General features: G+C 72.8%; 13 protein-coding genes. 8 read left to right on the top strand and 5 right to left on the bottom strand.

The features are described from left to right. Positions 1–3: 3 nt before the first annotated feature. The 3 genes from rsgA to GGE06_RS20095 are packed head-to-tail and all read right to left on the bottom strand — an operon-like array spanning position 4 to position 3059. Positions 4–1014: a ribosome small subunit-dependent GTPase A gene (gene rsgA / locus GGE06_RS20105; protein ID WP_116158945.1), complete on the bottom strand. Its 1011-nt coding sequence runs from the start codon at positions 1012–1014 to the stop codon at positions 4–6. Positions 1015–1017: 3 nt separating this feature from the next. Then, the gene (aroA, locus tag GGE06_RS20100) at positions 1018–2352 is read right to left on the bottom strand and encodes a 3-phosphoshikimate 1-carboxyvinyltransferase (protein WP_184931393.1); all 1335 of its coding nucleotides are present in this window, start codon (positions 2350–2352) and stop codon (positions 1018–1020) included. Positions 2353–2372: 20 nt separating this feature from the next. After that, the gene (locus tag GGE06_RS20095) at positions 2373–3059 is read right to left on the bottom strand and encodes a M50 family metallopeptidase (protein ID WP_116158943.1); all 687 of its coding nucleotides are present in this window, start codon (positions 3057–3059) and stop codon (positions 2373–2375) included. 50 nt (positions 3060–3109) lie between these two features. Between GGE06_RS20095 and GGE06_RS20090 the strand changes: the two genes are divergently transcribed. The 8 genes from GGE06_RS20090 (at position 3110) to def (ending at position 10367) form a co-directional block, all read left to right on the top strand. Further along, positions 3110–3925: an SOS response-associated peptidase gene (locus GGE06_RS20090; protein ID WP_184931392.1), complete on the top strand. Its 816-nt coding sequence runs from the start codon at positions 3110–3112 to the stop codon at positions 3923–3925. Positions 3926–3958: 33 nt separating this feature from the next. Further along, on the top strand, positions 3959–4591 hold the full coding sequence (locus tag GGE06_RS20085) for an alpha/beta hydrolase family protein (protein WP_116158941.1): 633 nt from the start codon (positions 3959–3961) through the stop codon (positions 4589–4591). A 252-nt stretch (positions 4592–4843) separates the two neighbouring features. Further along, positions 4844–5500, top strand: a complete 657-nt coding sequence (locus GGE06_RS20080) for a sigma-70 family RNA polymerase sigma factor (RefSeq protein ID WP_030207302.1) — start codon at positions 4844–4846, stop codon at positions 5498–5500. Next, complete coding sequence (rsrA, locus tag GGE06_RS20075) at positions 5497–5814, top strand: mycothiol system anti-sigma-R factor (RefSeq protein WP_116158939.1); 318 nt, start codon at positions 5497–5499, stop codon at positions 5812–5814. The genes GGE06_RS20080 and rsrA overlap by 4 nt, the downstream gene beginning before the upstream one ends. Positions 5815–5965: 151 nt before the next feature. Next, entirely contained in the window at positions 5966–7354 is a 1389-nt protein-coding gene (locus GGE06_RS20070) for an HD-GYP domain-containing protein (protein ID WP_312883212.1), read from the top strand. Beyond that, on the top strand, positions 7351–8607 hold the full coding sequence (locus GGE06_RS20065; RefSeq protein WP_184931391.1) for an HD domain-containing protein: 1257 nt from the start codon (positions 7351–7353) through the stop codon (positions 8605–8607). The genes GGE06_RS20070 and GGE06_RS20065 overlap by 4 nt, the downstream gene beginning before the upstream one ends. Positions 8608–8686: 79 nt before the next feature. Further along, entirely contained in the window at positions 8687–9667 is a 981-nt protein-coding gene (locus tag GGE06_RS20060; RefSeq protein WP_116158936.1) for a tetratricopeptide repeat protein, read from the top strand. A 67-nt stretch (positions 9668–9734) separates the two neighbouring features. Beyond that, positions 9735–10367 (top strand): peptide deformylase, encoded by a 633-nt coding sequence (def, locus tag GGE06_RS20055; protein ID WP_116158935.1) that lies wholly within the window; start codon positions 9735–9737, stop codon positions 10365–10367. Between the two features lie 63 nt (positions 10368–10430). Here def and GGE06_RS20050 read toward each other — a convergent pair whose 3' ends face one another. After that, positions 10431–11447: a ribonucleotide-diphosphate reductase subunit beta gene (locus GGE06_RS20050; protein WP_116158934.1), complete on the bottom strand. Its 1017-nt coding sequence runs from the start codon at positions 11445–11447 to the stop codon at positions 10431–10433. After that, the gene (locus GGE06_RS20045) at positions 11447–13801 is read right to left on the bottom strand and encodes a ribonucleoside-diphosphate reductase subunit alpha (RefSeq protein WP_116158933.1); all 2355 of its coding nucleotides are present in this window, start codon (positions 13799–13801) and stop codon (positions 11447–11449) included. Before GGE06_RS20045 ends, GGE06_RS20050 begins: the two co-directional genes overlap by 1 nt. Positions 13802–13828 lie beyond the last annotated feature (27 nt).

Here is a 13828-nt window from a genome sequence, read left to right as displayed (position 1 = left end):
GGCTCAGTCGCCTTCGCGCCGCTCCCGGGTCGAGAGCAGCCGCCGCAGCGAGAACAGCCGCGCCGGATCGGCGTGCCCCTCCGCCACGAACGCGTCCAGCGCGCAGTCCGGTTCGTCGTGGCTGCAGGCGCGCGGGCAGTTCTCGGTGCCCGGCTCCAGGTCGGGGAAGGCGTGGATGACCCGGGACGGGTCCACGTGGTGCAGGCCGAAGGACCGCACGCCCGGGGTGTCGATGACCCAGCCGTCGGCCGCGTCCAGGGGCAGCGCGAGCGCCGAGGTCGTGGTGTGCCGGCCGCGGCCCGTCACCGCGTTCACACGGCCGGTGATGCGCCGCTTCTCCTCCGGCACCAGGGCGTTGACCAGCGTCGTCTTGCCGACGCCGGAGTGCCCGACGAAGGCCGTGACCCGCCCGTCCAGGTACTGCCGCACCCGGTCGGCCGCCCCGCCGTCGTACAGCTCGTCGCGGTTCACCACCACGTGCGGGATGTCCAGGTCCCCGTACAGCTCGAGGAGCTTCTCCGGCGGGGCCAGGTCCGACTTCGTCATCACCAGGAAGGGTTCGAGCCCGCCGTCGTAGGCCGCGACCAGGCAGCGGTCGATCAGCCGGGGGCGCGGCTCCGGGTCGGCGAGCGCGGTGACGATCGCCAGCTGGTCGGCGTTGGCGACGACCACCCGCTCGTACGGGTCGTCGTCGTCGGCCGTGCGCCGGAGCACCGAGCTCCGCTCGCCGATCCGCACGATCCGGGCCAGCGTGTCCTTCTCGCCCGACAGGTCGCCGACCAGGGAGACCCGGTCGCCGACGACGGCGGCCTTGCGGCCCAGCTCGCGCGCCTTCATCGCGGTCACGGCCCGGTCGTCGACCAGGCAGGTCAGCCGGCCGCGGTCGACGGTGAGGACCATGCCCTCGACGGCGTCCTCGTGCTTCGGACGGATGCTGGTGCGGGGACGGGTGCCCTTGCGGTTGGGCCGCTGGCGGATGTCGTCCTCGTCGGTGTGCTTGCCGTAGCGCCGCATGGTTCAGACCCCGAGCATTTCGGTCCACATCGTCGGGAAGTCCGGCAAGGTCTTCGCCGTGGTCGCCACGTCCTCGATCTCCACGCCCTCGACCGCGAGGCCGATGATCGCGCCCGCCGTCGCCATGCGGTGGTCGTGGTACGTGTGGAAGACGCCGCCGTGCAGCGGACGCGGGCGGATGTGGAGGCCGTCCTCGGTCTCGGTGACGTCGCCGCCGAGCTCGTTGATCTCCTTGGTGAGCGCCGCGAGCCGGTCCGTCTCGTGCAGCCGCAGGTGGGCGACCCCGCGCAGGGTCGAGGGGGAGTCGGCGAGGGCCGCGACCGCCGCGATGCCGGGGGTCAGCTCGCCGACCTCGCCGAGGTCCACGTCGATGCCGTGGATCCGGCCCGTGCCGGTGAAGGTCAGGCCCGCGTCGGTGAGCTCGCAGGAACCACCCATCTCGGTGAAGATCCGGCGCAGCTCGTCGCCCGGCTGGGTGGTCCGCGCCGGCCAGTCCGGGATCGTCACCCGGCCGCCGGTCACCAGGGCCGCCGCCAGGAACGGCTGGGCGTTCGACAGGTCGGGCTCGACGACGAGGTCCCGGCCGCGCAGCGCGGAGGGCGCCACCCGCCAGACGTCCGGCTCGCCGCCGTGCTCCGGCTCGTCGACCTGGGCGCCGACCGCGCGCAGCATGTCGACGGTCATCCGGATGTGGGGGAGCGAGGGGAGCCGGCCGCCCACGTGCCGCACCTCGACGCCCTGGTTGAAGCGGGGCGCGGCGAGCAGCAGGGCGCTGACGAACTGGGAGGACGAGGAGGCGTCGATCTCGACCGTGCCGCCGTCCAGGCCCCCGGCGCCGTGCACGGTCATCGGGAGCGAGCCCCGGCCGTCGTCGTCGATCCGGGCGCCGAGCGCGCGCAGCGCGTCGATCACGCCGTGCAGCGGGCGCTCGTGGGAGCGGGGGTCGCCGTCGAAGCGCACCGGGCCGTCGGCGAGGGCCGCGACCGGGGGCAGGAAGCGCATGACCGTGCCGGCGTTGCCGACGTCGACGGTCGCGGGGCCGCGCAGCGGGGAGGGGATGATCCGCCAGGCCTCGCCGGAGCCGTCGGGGCCCACGCCCTCCTCGATCTTCACGCCGAGGGTACGGAGCGCCTCGGCCATCAGGAGGGTGTCGCGGGAGCGCAGCGGGCGGCGCAGCCAGCCCGGCTCGGCGGCGAGCGCGGCGAGGACCAGGGCGCGGTTGGTGACCGACTTCGATCCGGGCACGGTGACGGTCGCGTCGACGGCGCCGCGGGCATACGGGGCGGGCCAGAGGTCGGTGGGCGGGTCGGAGTGCGTCGCGGAAGCTGCTGCGGTCATGGACTCACTGTACGGGGGAGTCAGATGCCCAGGAGCCAGCGCCCGCCGCCGATCAGGGCGGATATCGAGACCGCGTGGAAGAAGAACAGCCACACCCCCGCGGGCACCTGGGTGAGCCGCGACAGCTGGTCGGCGTCCGAGTCGGGGGCGCCGCCGTGGCGCCGCTTCGCCTGGAGCTCGAACGCCGGGCGGACCCCGCCGAGGAGCAGGAACCACACCACCGCGTACGCGAACGCCGACTGGACGTCCGGGCCGGTCAGCCGGGAGACGAGGACGAAGGCGGCGCCCGTCAGGACGACGGTGAGCACCCCGTACGCGTTGCGGACCATCACCAGCATCGCGAGCAGCAGCGCGGTCGCGATCCACAGCAGCAGGGTGACGTGGCCGATGCCGAGCAGCGCGGCGCCGCCCAGCCCGAGCAGCGGGGCCGCCGGATAGCCGGCGGCGAGGGTGAGGACGACGCCGACGCCGGTCGCGCGGCCCCGGGAGACGGTGAGCCCGCTGGTGTCCGAGTGGAGCCGGATCGCCTCCAGGCGGCGCCCGGTGGCGAGGGCGATCAGGCCGTGGCCTCCCTCGTGGGCGATGGTGATCGCGTTGCGGGCGGGGAGCCAGAGGCGGCGGAGGGCGACCAGGGCCAGCGCGCCGACGGCCGTGACGTAGACGATCCACGCGTCGGGAGCGGGCTGGGTGCCGAGGATCTCGGTCATTTGGCGGACGACTCCTCGGTCGGGGGCGGGAACGTGGCAGTGTGGCACGTATGTGCGGACGGTATGCATCGAGTCGGCGGCCCGAAGACCTCGTCGACGTCTTCGGGATCGAGAAGTGGGAGCCCGAGGAGACCCTGGCCCCCGACTGGAACGTGGCCCCCACCAAAGAGGTCTGGGCCGTACTGGAGCGTCCTCTGAAAGACGCCGGATCCCCACGCCCGGTTCGCCAGCTGCGCGCCCTGAAATGGGGGCTCGTGCCGTCCTGGGCGAAGTCGCCGGAGGGCGCCGCCCGGATGATCAACGCGCGCGCGGAGACCGTGGACGAGAAGCCCTCCTTCAAGCGCGCCTTCCGGTCGCGCCGCTGCATCCTGCCCGCCGACGGCTACTACGAATGGGTGACCGCGGCCGCCGAGCGCGACCTGGAGGTCGAGGGCAAGAAGAAGCGGCCCCGGAAGCAGCCGTACTTCGTGACCCCGGCGGACGGCTCCGTCTTCGCGATGGCCGGGATCTACGAGTTCTGGCGGGACGCGACGCTGCCCCCCGAGCACCCCTCCGCGTGGTGGGCGACCTGCTCGGTGATCACCACCGAGGCCGAGACCGGCCCGCTGGGCGTCGCCCCGGCCGAGGGCCCGCGCTCGCTCGCCGACATCCACCCCCGGATGCCGCTCATGCTGACCGAGGACCGCTGGGACGCCTGGCTCGACCCGGCGCGCACCGACCCCGAGGAACTGCGCGGACTCCTCGCCCCGCCGCCGGAGGGCCTGATGCGGGCCTACCCGGTCGCGACCGCCGTCAGCAACGTCCGCAACAACGGCCCCGAGCTCCTGGAGGAGTTGTCGGGACCGGAGGTCGGCACGCTGTTCTGACGATCCGGGAGCGACGGACGGCAGGATGGGGACGTGACACAGTACGAGACCGTCTTCACCGACGCCGGTGAGGCACGCATCACCTGGTACGCCGGGACGAAGCCCTGGACCGTCCTCGCCCTCGGCCACGGCGCCGGCGGCGGCGTCGAGGCCCGCGACCTCCAGGCCCTCGCGGCCGCTCTGCCCGCGCACGGCGTGACCGTCGCCCTCGTCGAGCAGCCCTGGCGGGTCGCCGGCAAGAAGGTCGCGCCCGCGCCGAAGACCCTCGACACCGGCTGGCGCGGCCTCTGGCCGGCCCTCGCCGGGCCCGGCCTCCCGGTGGTCGCCGGCGGCCGCAGCGCCGGCGCCCGGGTCGCCTGCCGGACCGGCCGCGAACTCGGCGCGCCGGCCGTCCTCGCCCTGAGCTTCCCGCTCCACCCGCCGGGCAGGCCCGAGCGGTCCCGCGCCGAGGAGCTCCTGACCACGGGACTGCCCACGCTCGTCGTCCAGGGCGGCAACGACACCTTCGGGCGGCCCGAGGAGTACCCGGAAGGGCCGTACGAGCTCGTGGAGATCCCGTACGGGGACCACGGCTTCGCGATCCCCAAGCGCGCGCCGCTGACCCAGGACGAGGCGCTCGCCGTCCTCGTCGACGGCGTCACGAAGTGGATCACCGCCCTCCGCTGACTTCACCGCGTGCACCGGGAATGCGACGCCGGTGACCACTGTTGTGGAGAGCGTCGGTGTGAGAGCAAGGAAGAGGGAGTCCGTCGCATGGGTTCGACCATCTGCCCAGAGCGTGCGCAGGCCGCTGACCTCGACTGGACAGTGCTGCCCGCACCCAGGACCGCCCCGATTCGGGCGGCGGGCGGAGCGGTTCCTCGTCTATCCTCCGAAACGAGCGGGTCCGCCCTCGGGCTCGCCGCCGCGCTGGAGGAGGTGGGTCCGGTCACTGGGACCGACACAGGGACCGACGACGGCCCCGAGGAGACGACCGAGGAGCGCAACGCGCGCTTCGAACGGGACGCCCTCGGCTACCTCGACCAGATGTACTCGGCCGCGCTGCGCATGACGCGCAACCCCGCGGACGCGGAGGACCTGGTGCAGGAGACCTACGCCAAGGCGTACGGATCCTTCCACCAGTTCCGCGAGGGTACGAACCTCAAGGCCTGGCTGTACCGCATCCTCACGAACACCTTCATCAACTCGTACCGCAAGAAGCAGCGCGAGCCCCAGCGCAGCGCCGCCGAGGAGATCGAGGACTGGCAGCTCGCCCGTGCCGAGTCGCACATGTCGACCGGTCTGCGCTCCGCCGAGTCGCAGGCGCTCGACCACCTCCCCGACTCCGACGTGAAGGAAGCGCTCCAGGCGATTCCCGAGGAGTTCCGCATCGCCGTCTATCTCGCCGATGTCGAGGGCTTTGCGTACAAGGAGATCGCGGACATCATGGGGACACCCATCGGTACGGTGATGTCCCGACTGCACCGGGGCCGCCGCCAGCTGCGCGGCATGCTCGAGGACTACGCTCGCGACCGCGGGCTGGTACCCGCGGGCGCCGGAGAGTCGTCGAACGATCTGAAAGGCTCGGGCTCATGAGCTGCGGAGAGCCGCACGAGACGGATTGCTCAGAGGTCCTGGATCATCTCTACGAGTTCCTCGACCATGAGATGCCCGACAGCGACTGCACCAAGTTCGAGGTGCACTTCGAGGAGTGCTCCCCGTGCCTGGAGAAGTACGGCCTCGAACAGGCGGTGAAGAAGCTCGTCAAGCGCTGCTGCGGCAGTGACGACGTCCCCACCGACCTGCGCGCCAAGGTCATGGGCCGGATCGACCTGATCCGCGGCGGACACCTGGTCCCCGAGCAGGACATCACGGTGAACGCCCCGACGACACCGGCCCCGCAGGAGTAGCACCCCCGCACCGACAGGGGAGCGGAAGGCCGTCGCGACACGCTCGCGGCGGCCCCGCGCATATATCAGCTTGTATCACCCGATGGTGCGAATCACTCCGACCGCGCCGTCGCCGGCCGCCCAACTCGCTAGCGTGACAGGCGTGATGGGCGTGAAGGTCATTCCGCGAGCGGCCCGTGTGTACATCGGCTGCGCCCTGCTCGGCGCCGGGACCTGCGTCCTGCCCGCGCTGCGCCCCGGCGCCGCCGTCCCCTGGGGCACGGTCGCACTCCTCGCCGCCCTGTACGCGCTCTGCGAACTGCCCGCCCGCTGCCGTCTCATCGGCCGCGCGCTCGGCGGCTCCGTCCCCATGGGCACCGGCTCCTTCTTCCCCGTGCTCCTCGCCTCCGCGCTGCTCCTGCCGCCCGCCGCCGCCGCGCTCGCCGCGATCCCCGGCAGCCTCCTCGCCCGTGTCGAGGAACCCCCCGCCGCACCCCGCCGCGCCTGGCGGGCCGCCGCCACGGCCCTCGCCGTCTGGGCCGCCGCCCTGACCGCCGAAGCCCTCGGCGGCCCCACCGCCCTCGGCCGCGGCCCGGACGCCCCCGACCTGCCGTACGCGCTGCTGCCCGCCGGCGCCGCCGCCCTCGCCTTCTGCCTGGTCCTCACCGCGCTCGACGGCGGCATCCGGGCGACGGCCGGCGGACTCCCCCCGCGGGCCGCCTGGCGCGGCCTCCTCGGCCGGTCCCTCGCCCCGCACACCGTCCACGGCCTCGCCGGACTCATGATGGCCGTCCTCTGGCGCAGCACGTACGGCCCCGTCGCGGCGCTCTTCGTGCTCCTCCCCATGTACATCTCCTGCTGGGTCTTCGCCCAGTACCACCGCGAGCGCGCCGCCCACCAGGCCACCATCCGCGCCCTCGTCCAGGCCGTCGACATCAAGGACACCTACACCCGCGGCCACAGCGAACGCGTCGGCCACGCCTCCGTCCTGATCGCCCGTGAGCTCGGCATGGCCGACGACCGCCTCGATGTCGTCCGCTTCGCCGGCATCCTCCACGACGTCGGCAAGCTCGGCGTCCCCACTCGGGTGCTCACCAAGGACGGGCCCCTCACCCCCGAGGAACGCCGGGTCATCGAACTGCACCCCGAGTACGGCCACGAGATGGTCCGCGGCATCGGCTTCCTCGGCGAGGCGCGGGCCGCGATCCTCCACCACCACGAACGGATGGACGGCAGCGGCTACCCGTACGGGCTCCACGGCGAGCAGATCCCCGAGTTCGCCCGGGTCGTCGCCGTCGCCGACGCCTTCGACGCCATGACCTCCACCCGCTCCTACAGCCGGGCCCGCCCCGTGCCCACCGCCCTCGCCGAACTGGAACGCTGCGCCGGCACCCAGTTCGACCCCCGGATGGTCACCGCCCTCGTCCAGGCCCTCGACCGGCACGGCTGGCAGCCCGCCGTCACCGCCGACGAGACCGCCCCCCAGCCGGAACCGCAGCCCGAGCAGGTCCCGCCGCCGCGCGAACCCCTCCCCGCGCCGGCCGCCAAGGAGCCCGCGTGAGACCCGGGGCGTCCACCGTCGGCGCCGTGCGCGGCGCCGCGCTCCTCCTCGGCCTCACCGGCTTCGGCGCCACCCTCTGGTACGGCCTCGACGAACCCGGCAACGCCCTCGCCTTCGGCACCCTCATCGCCCTCGGCGAGCTCGCCCGCTGGGGCGCCGCACCCGGGGAACGGGAGCCCGCGCCGCTCGGCGCCGCCGGAGCCCTCGCGTACGCCCTGCTCGGCACCAGCGCCGGCCACGCCACCACCCACGGCGTCCTCCAGACCGTCGCCGTCGTCGTCGCCGCGGGGCTCGCCGGGATCGTCCCGCACATCGCCCGGGGCCGGGGCCCCGGCCTCGACCACTTCGCCCGCCGCGTCCTCACCGTCGGCTTCGCCGCCCTCTGCTTCCAGCCCCTCTACAACGCGGGTGCCGTCACCCGGTACCTCGGCCAGGGCCCGGCGTACGCCCTCTTCCTGGTCCTCCTGCTCGTCCTGACCGCCCTCTGCGACGCCGTGCTCGCCGCCCTCCTCCTGCGCGCCCGCACCGGATTCCCGTACGGCCCCCTCCTGCGCGACGAACTCCGCGCCTTCCTCGGCATCGGCTCCGCCGTCTGCGCCACCGGCACCGTCATGGCGCTCGGCGTCGCCGCCGCCGGACTCTGGGCCCTGCCCGTCCTCGCCGTCCCGCTCCTGCTCACCCAGCTCTCCTTCCGGCGGTACGCGGCCGTGCGGACCGTCAACCGGCAGACCATCGCCTCCCTCGCCCGCGCCACCGAGATCGCCGGCTGCACCCCGCCGGGGCACGCCCACCGGGTCGCCGCCCTCAGCGCGGCCGTCGGGCGCGAGCTGGGCCTGTCCGGGACCGAGCTGACCGTCCTGGAGCACGCGGCGCTCATGCACGACATCGGCCAGCTCTCCCTCGTCGACCCCGTCGAGGGCGGCGCCACCGCCCTCCTCCCGGCCGAGGACCAGCGCCGCATCGCGCTCCTGGGCGGCGAGGTCGTCCGCAGGACCGGCGTCCCCGAGGCCGTCGCCGTCGTCGTGGAGCGGCAGGCGGACCCGTACCGCGAGCAGCCGCCGGCCGCCCGGATCGTCCGGGCCGTGAACGCCTACGACGACCTCGCGGGCGACGGCGCGGGCGCCGCCCTCGGGGCCCTGGAACGGCTCAGGCTCGGCACCGCCCGCGACTATCACCCGGATGTCGTCGAATGCCTGGCCAGGGTCCTGGCACGCGGCGGAGCCCCTGGGGTGACCTCGGCGGTCCCTGGGTAACCCATGGGTAATGAGCGCGCGTCCGACCGGGCATGGTTGGATGCGAACAAGAGGGTGAAGCGACCGGCAGGCGGGAATCGTGAAGATCTTCGGGAAGGTACGGCATCGGCCCTCCGCCTCGTGGCGGCAGGCCACCGACCGCGCGTTCACGCTGATCGGCGACGGCCGGTACGAGGACGCGGGTGCACTTCTGACGCGCGCGGCGGATCTGGAGCCCTGGCTCTCCGAGTCCTGGTTCAACCTGGCGCTGCTGCACAAGTTCCGGCACGACTGGGAGCAGGCCCGGGCCGCCGGGCTGCGCGCCGTCGCGCTCCTCGACAAGGAGACCGGCGCCCCGGACTGGTGGAACGTCGGCATCGCCGCCACCGCCCTGCAGGACTGGCCGCTGGCCCGCCGGGCCTGGCAGGCCTACGGCCTGAAGGTCCCCGGCGCCGCCGGCGGCACCGGCGAGCCCGCCGGCATGGAGCTGGGCAGCGCCGCCGTCCGCCTCTCGCCCGAGGGCGAGGCGGAGGTCGTGTGGGGCCGCCGGCTCGACCCGGCCCGGATCGAGGTCCTCTCCATCCCGCTGCCGTCCTCCGGCCGCCGCTGGGGCGAGGTCGTCCTCCACGACGGCGTGCCGAACGGCGAGCGGACCACCACCGCGGGCCCCTCCTACCCCGTCTTCGACGAGATCGAGCTGTGGGCGCCGTCCCCCGTCCCCACCTGGGTGGTCCTCCTGGAGGCGGCCACCGAGGCGGACCGGGACGCACTGGAGCAGCTGGCCGCCGAGGCCGGGTTCGCCGCGGAGGACTGGTCGTCCTCCGTGCGGCTGCTCTGCCGCGCCTGCTCCGAGTCGACGATGCCGAGCGCCGAGGGCGAGGGCGAGCACTCCGACCCGCACGACCACAGCGAGCCCGGGCACCCCGGACCGCTCGGCCACCGCTCGCCCGGGGAGCTCTGGGTCCCGGAGCGCGAGTGCGGCATCGCGGCCCCGGCGGGCCTGGTGCGCGGGCTCCTCGACGGCTGGGTGGCGGACAGCCCGGACAGCCGGGAATGGCGTGATCTGGAAGAGGTCTGCTGAGGCCAGGGCCCCGGCCCCGTAGGCTGTCCTTCGACGGAATCGGGTTTTCAGAAGGGCGCGGCCGGACATGGCGCAGCAGGAGACGGACGAGCAGACGATCAACGACGGCTTCGTCGTGGACACGGAGGACTGCGAGGCGCGGGAGCTCGCCTACCGCGAGCGCGGCACGGCCCGCCCGATCACGGTCGTCGGCAACCCCGTCCTCCACCGCGAGTGCAAGGACGTCACCGAGTTCGACGACGAGCTGGCGAAGCTCATCGACGACATGTTCGCCAGCCAGAAGGCCGCCGAGGGCGTGGGCCTGGCCGCGAACCAGATCGGTGTGGACCTCAAGGTCTTCGTCTACGACTGCCCCGACGACGAGGGCGTCCGGCACACCGGTGTCGTGATCAACCCCGTCCTCCAGGAGCTCCCGGCCGAGCTGCGCGTCCTGGACGAGTCCAACGAGGGCTGCCTGTCCGTGCCGACGGCCTACGCCGAGCTGGCCCGCCCCGACTACGCGGAGGTCCACGGCCAGGACGCCCAGGGCAACCCGATCAAGGTGCGCGGCACCGGCTACTTCGCCCGCTGCCTCCAGCACGAGACGGACCACCTGTACGGCTTCCTGTACATCGACAAGCTCTCCAAGCGCGACCGCAAGGACGCCCTGCGCCAGATGGCCGAGGGCACCCCGCGCTACGAGACGGTCCCGAACGACTGATCCCGGGCGCTCATGGGAAAGGGCCCCGCTCCTCACCAGGAGCGGGGCCCTTTCACGTACCGGCTAGAAGTCCTCGTCGAGGTCCACCGAGCCCTCGACCGCCACCTGGTAGGCGGACGGGCGGCGCTCGAAGAAGTTCGTGAGCTCCTGGACGCCCTGGAGCTCCATGAAGGAGAAGGGGTTCTCGGAGCCGAACACCGGGGCGAAGCCGAGGCGCTGGAGGCGCTGGTCGGCGACGCACTGGAGGTACTCGCGCATCGACTCGGTGTTCATGCCCGGCAGGCCGTCGCCACACAGGTCGCGGCCGAACTGCAGCTCGGCCTCGACGGCCTCCTTCAGCATGTCCGTGACCTGCTGCTGGAGCGCGTCGTCGAAGAGCTCCGGCTCCTCCTTGCGGACGGTGTCCACGACCTCGAAGGCGAAGTTCATGTGCATCGTCTCGTCGCGGAACACCCAGTTGGTGCCGGTCGCCAGGCCGTGGAGCAGGCCGCGGGAGCGGAACCAGTAGACGTACGCGAAGGCGCCGTAGAAGAACAGGCCCTCGATGCACGCGGCGAAGCAGATCAGGTTCAGCAGGAAGCGGCGGCGGTCGGCGGCCGTCTCCAGCTTCTCGATCTTCTCGACCGAGTCCATCCACTTGAAGCAGAACTGCGCCTTCTCGCGGATGGAGGGGATGTTCTCGACGGCGGCGAACGCGGCGGCGCGGTCGTCCGGGTCGGGCAGGTACGTGTCCAGGAGCGTCAGGTAGAACTGGACGTGGACCGCCTCCTCGAAGAGCTGACGGCTCAGGTACAGCCGCGCCTCCGGGGAGTTGATGTGCTTGTAGAGCGTCAGCACCAGGTTGTTCGCCACGATCGAGTCGCCCGTCGCGAAGAACGCGACCAGACGGCCGATCATGTGCTGCTCACCGGGGGTGAGCTTGGCGAGGTCGGCGACGTCCGAGTGGAGGTCGACCTCCTCCACGGTCCAGGTGTTCTTGATGGCGTCCCGGTAGCGCTCGTAGAAGTCCGGGTAGCGCATGGGGCGGAGCGTGAGCTCGAAGCCCGGGTCCAGGAGGTTCTTCTTCTCGGTGGAGCTCATTACTGGCAGGCCTCGCAGGACTCGGGGTTCTCAAGGGAGCAGGCGATCGCGTCCGCGTCGGGGGCCGCCTGCTGGACGGGGATCGGGGCGGCGGCCTGGGCGGCGCGCGCGATCCGGGTCGCCGGGCGGGAGCGCAGGTAGTACGTCGTCTTCAGGCCCTGCTTCCAGGCGTACGCGTACATCGACGACAGCTTGCCGATCGTCGGCGTCTCCATGAACAGGTTCAGCGACTGCGACTGGTCCAGGAAGGGGGTCCGGTCGGCGGCCATGTCGATGAGGCCGCGCTGCGGGATCTCCCAGGCCGTGCGGTACAGCTCGCGGACCTCGGCCGGGATCCAGGTGAAGCCCGCCACCGAGCCGCTGGCGTCGCGCAGCGCGTCCCGGGTCTGCGCGTCCCACACGCCGAGCTTCTTCAGCTCGTCGACGAGGTACGAGTTGACCTGGAGGAACTCGCCGGAGAGCGTCTCGCGCTTGAACAGGTTGGAGACCTGCGGCTCGATGCACTCGTAGACGCCGGCGATCGAGGCGATCGTCGCGGTCGGTGCGATGGCGAGGAGGAGGCTGTTGCGCATGCCGACGGCGGCGATCCGCTCGCGCAGCGCGGCCCAGCGCTCCGGCCAGTTGAGCTCGACGTCGAAGTGGTCCGGGTGCAGGACGCCCTGGGCGGTGCGGGTCTCGGCCCAGGCCGGCAGCGGGCCGCTGCGCTCGGCGAGGTCGGCGGAGGCCTCGTACGCGGCGAGCATGATCCGCTCGGCGATACGGGTGGACAGCGCGCGCGCCTCGGGGGAGTCGAACGGCAGCTTCAGCTGGAAGAAGACGTCCTGGAGGCCCATCGCGCCCAGGCCCACCGGACGCCACTTGGAGTTGGAGCGGCCGGCCTGCTCGGTCGGGTAGAAGTTGATGTCGACGACCCGGTCGAGGAAGGTGACGGCCGTGCGGACGGTCGCGTCGAGCCGGTCCCAGTCGAGGTCCGAACCGACCACGAAGGCACCCAGGTTGACCGAGCCGAGGTTGCACACCGCGGTCTCGTCGTCGTTGGTGACCTCGATGATCTCGGTGCACAGGTTGGAGGAGTGCACCACGCGACCGGGCAGGGCGGTCTGGTTCGCGGTCCGGTTGGAGGCGTCCTTGAAGGTCATCCAGCCGTTGCCGGTCTGGGCCAGGGTCCGCATCATCCGGCCGTACAGGTCGCGGGCCGGCATCGTCTTGCGGGCCAGGCCGGCAGCCTCGGCCTTGAGGTAGGCGGCGTCGAACTCCTCGCCGTACAGGTCGACGAGCTCGGGCACGTCCGACGGCGAGAACAGCGACCACTCGGCGTCGGCGTTGACCCGGCGCATGAACTCGTCCGGGATCCAGTGCGCCAGGTTCAGGTTGTGCGTACGGCGCTGGTCCTCGCCCGTGTTGTCGCGGAGCTCCAGGAACTCCTCGATGTCCGCGTGCCAGGTCTCCAGGTAGACGGCGGCGGCGCCCTTGCGGCGGCCGCCCTGGTTCACGGCGGCGACGGAGGCGTCGAGCGTCTTCAGGAACGGGACGATGCCGTTGGAGTGGCCGTTGGTGCCGCGGATCAGCGAACCGCGGGCGCGGATGCGGGAGTACGACAGGCCGATGCCGCCCGCGTGCTTCGAGAGGCGCGCGACCTGGTGGTAGCGGTCGTAGATGGAGTCCAGCTCGTCCTGCGGGGAGTCCAGCAGGTAGCAGGAGGACATCTGCGGGTGGCGGGTGCCGGAGTTGAAGAGCGTGGGGGAGGACGGCAGGTAGTCCAGGCGGCTCATCAGGCCGTACAGCGCGCTCACTTCGTCCAGGGCGCGGACGCTGTCGTCCTCGGCGAGGCCGGCGGCGACGCGCAGCATGAAGTGCTGCGGGGTCTCGACCACCTTGCGGGTGATCGGGTGGCGCAGCAGGTAGCGCGAGTAGAGGGTGCGCAGACCGAAGTAGCCGAAGCGGTCGTCGCCGGCCGGGTCGATCGTCGCGTCGAGGCGCTCGGCGTGCAGGGCGACGAACTCGGCGGTGCGGTCGGCGATGAGGCCCTCGCGGTGGCCGACGGCGACGGAGGCCGAGAAGGACACGGCGCCCTGGCCGGCCGCCTCGTCGGCGATGGTGAGGGTGAGGAGCCGCGCCGCGAGCCGGGAGTACGCCGGGTCCTCGGCGATCAGGCCGGCGGCCGCCTCGGTGGCCAGCTCGCGCAGCTCCGCCTCGTCCGACGTGGCGCTGCGGCCGCGGAGGGCGGCGGCGGCGATCTTGCCGGGGTCGGTGTCCGGGAGGTCGGCGGTGAGATCGGTCAGGGTCCGCAGGAGTACGGTCCCGGGTCCGTCGGTCTCGATCGCTGCGGCCGGATCGGCGGGCGCGATGGTCACGTGGAGGCTCTCTCTCGCTCGGCGGGG

Origin of the sequence: Streptomyces nymphaeiformis, assembly GCF_014203895.1 — a bacterium.
GTDB lineage: Bacteria > Actinomycetota > Actinomycetes > Streptomycetales > Streptomycetaceae > Streptomyces > Streptomyces nymphaeiformis.
This window is presented reverse-complemented; position numbering and strand designations above follow the sequence as displayed.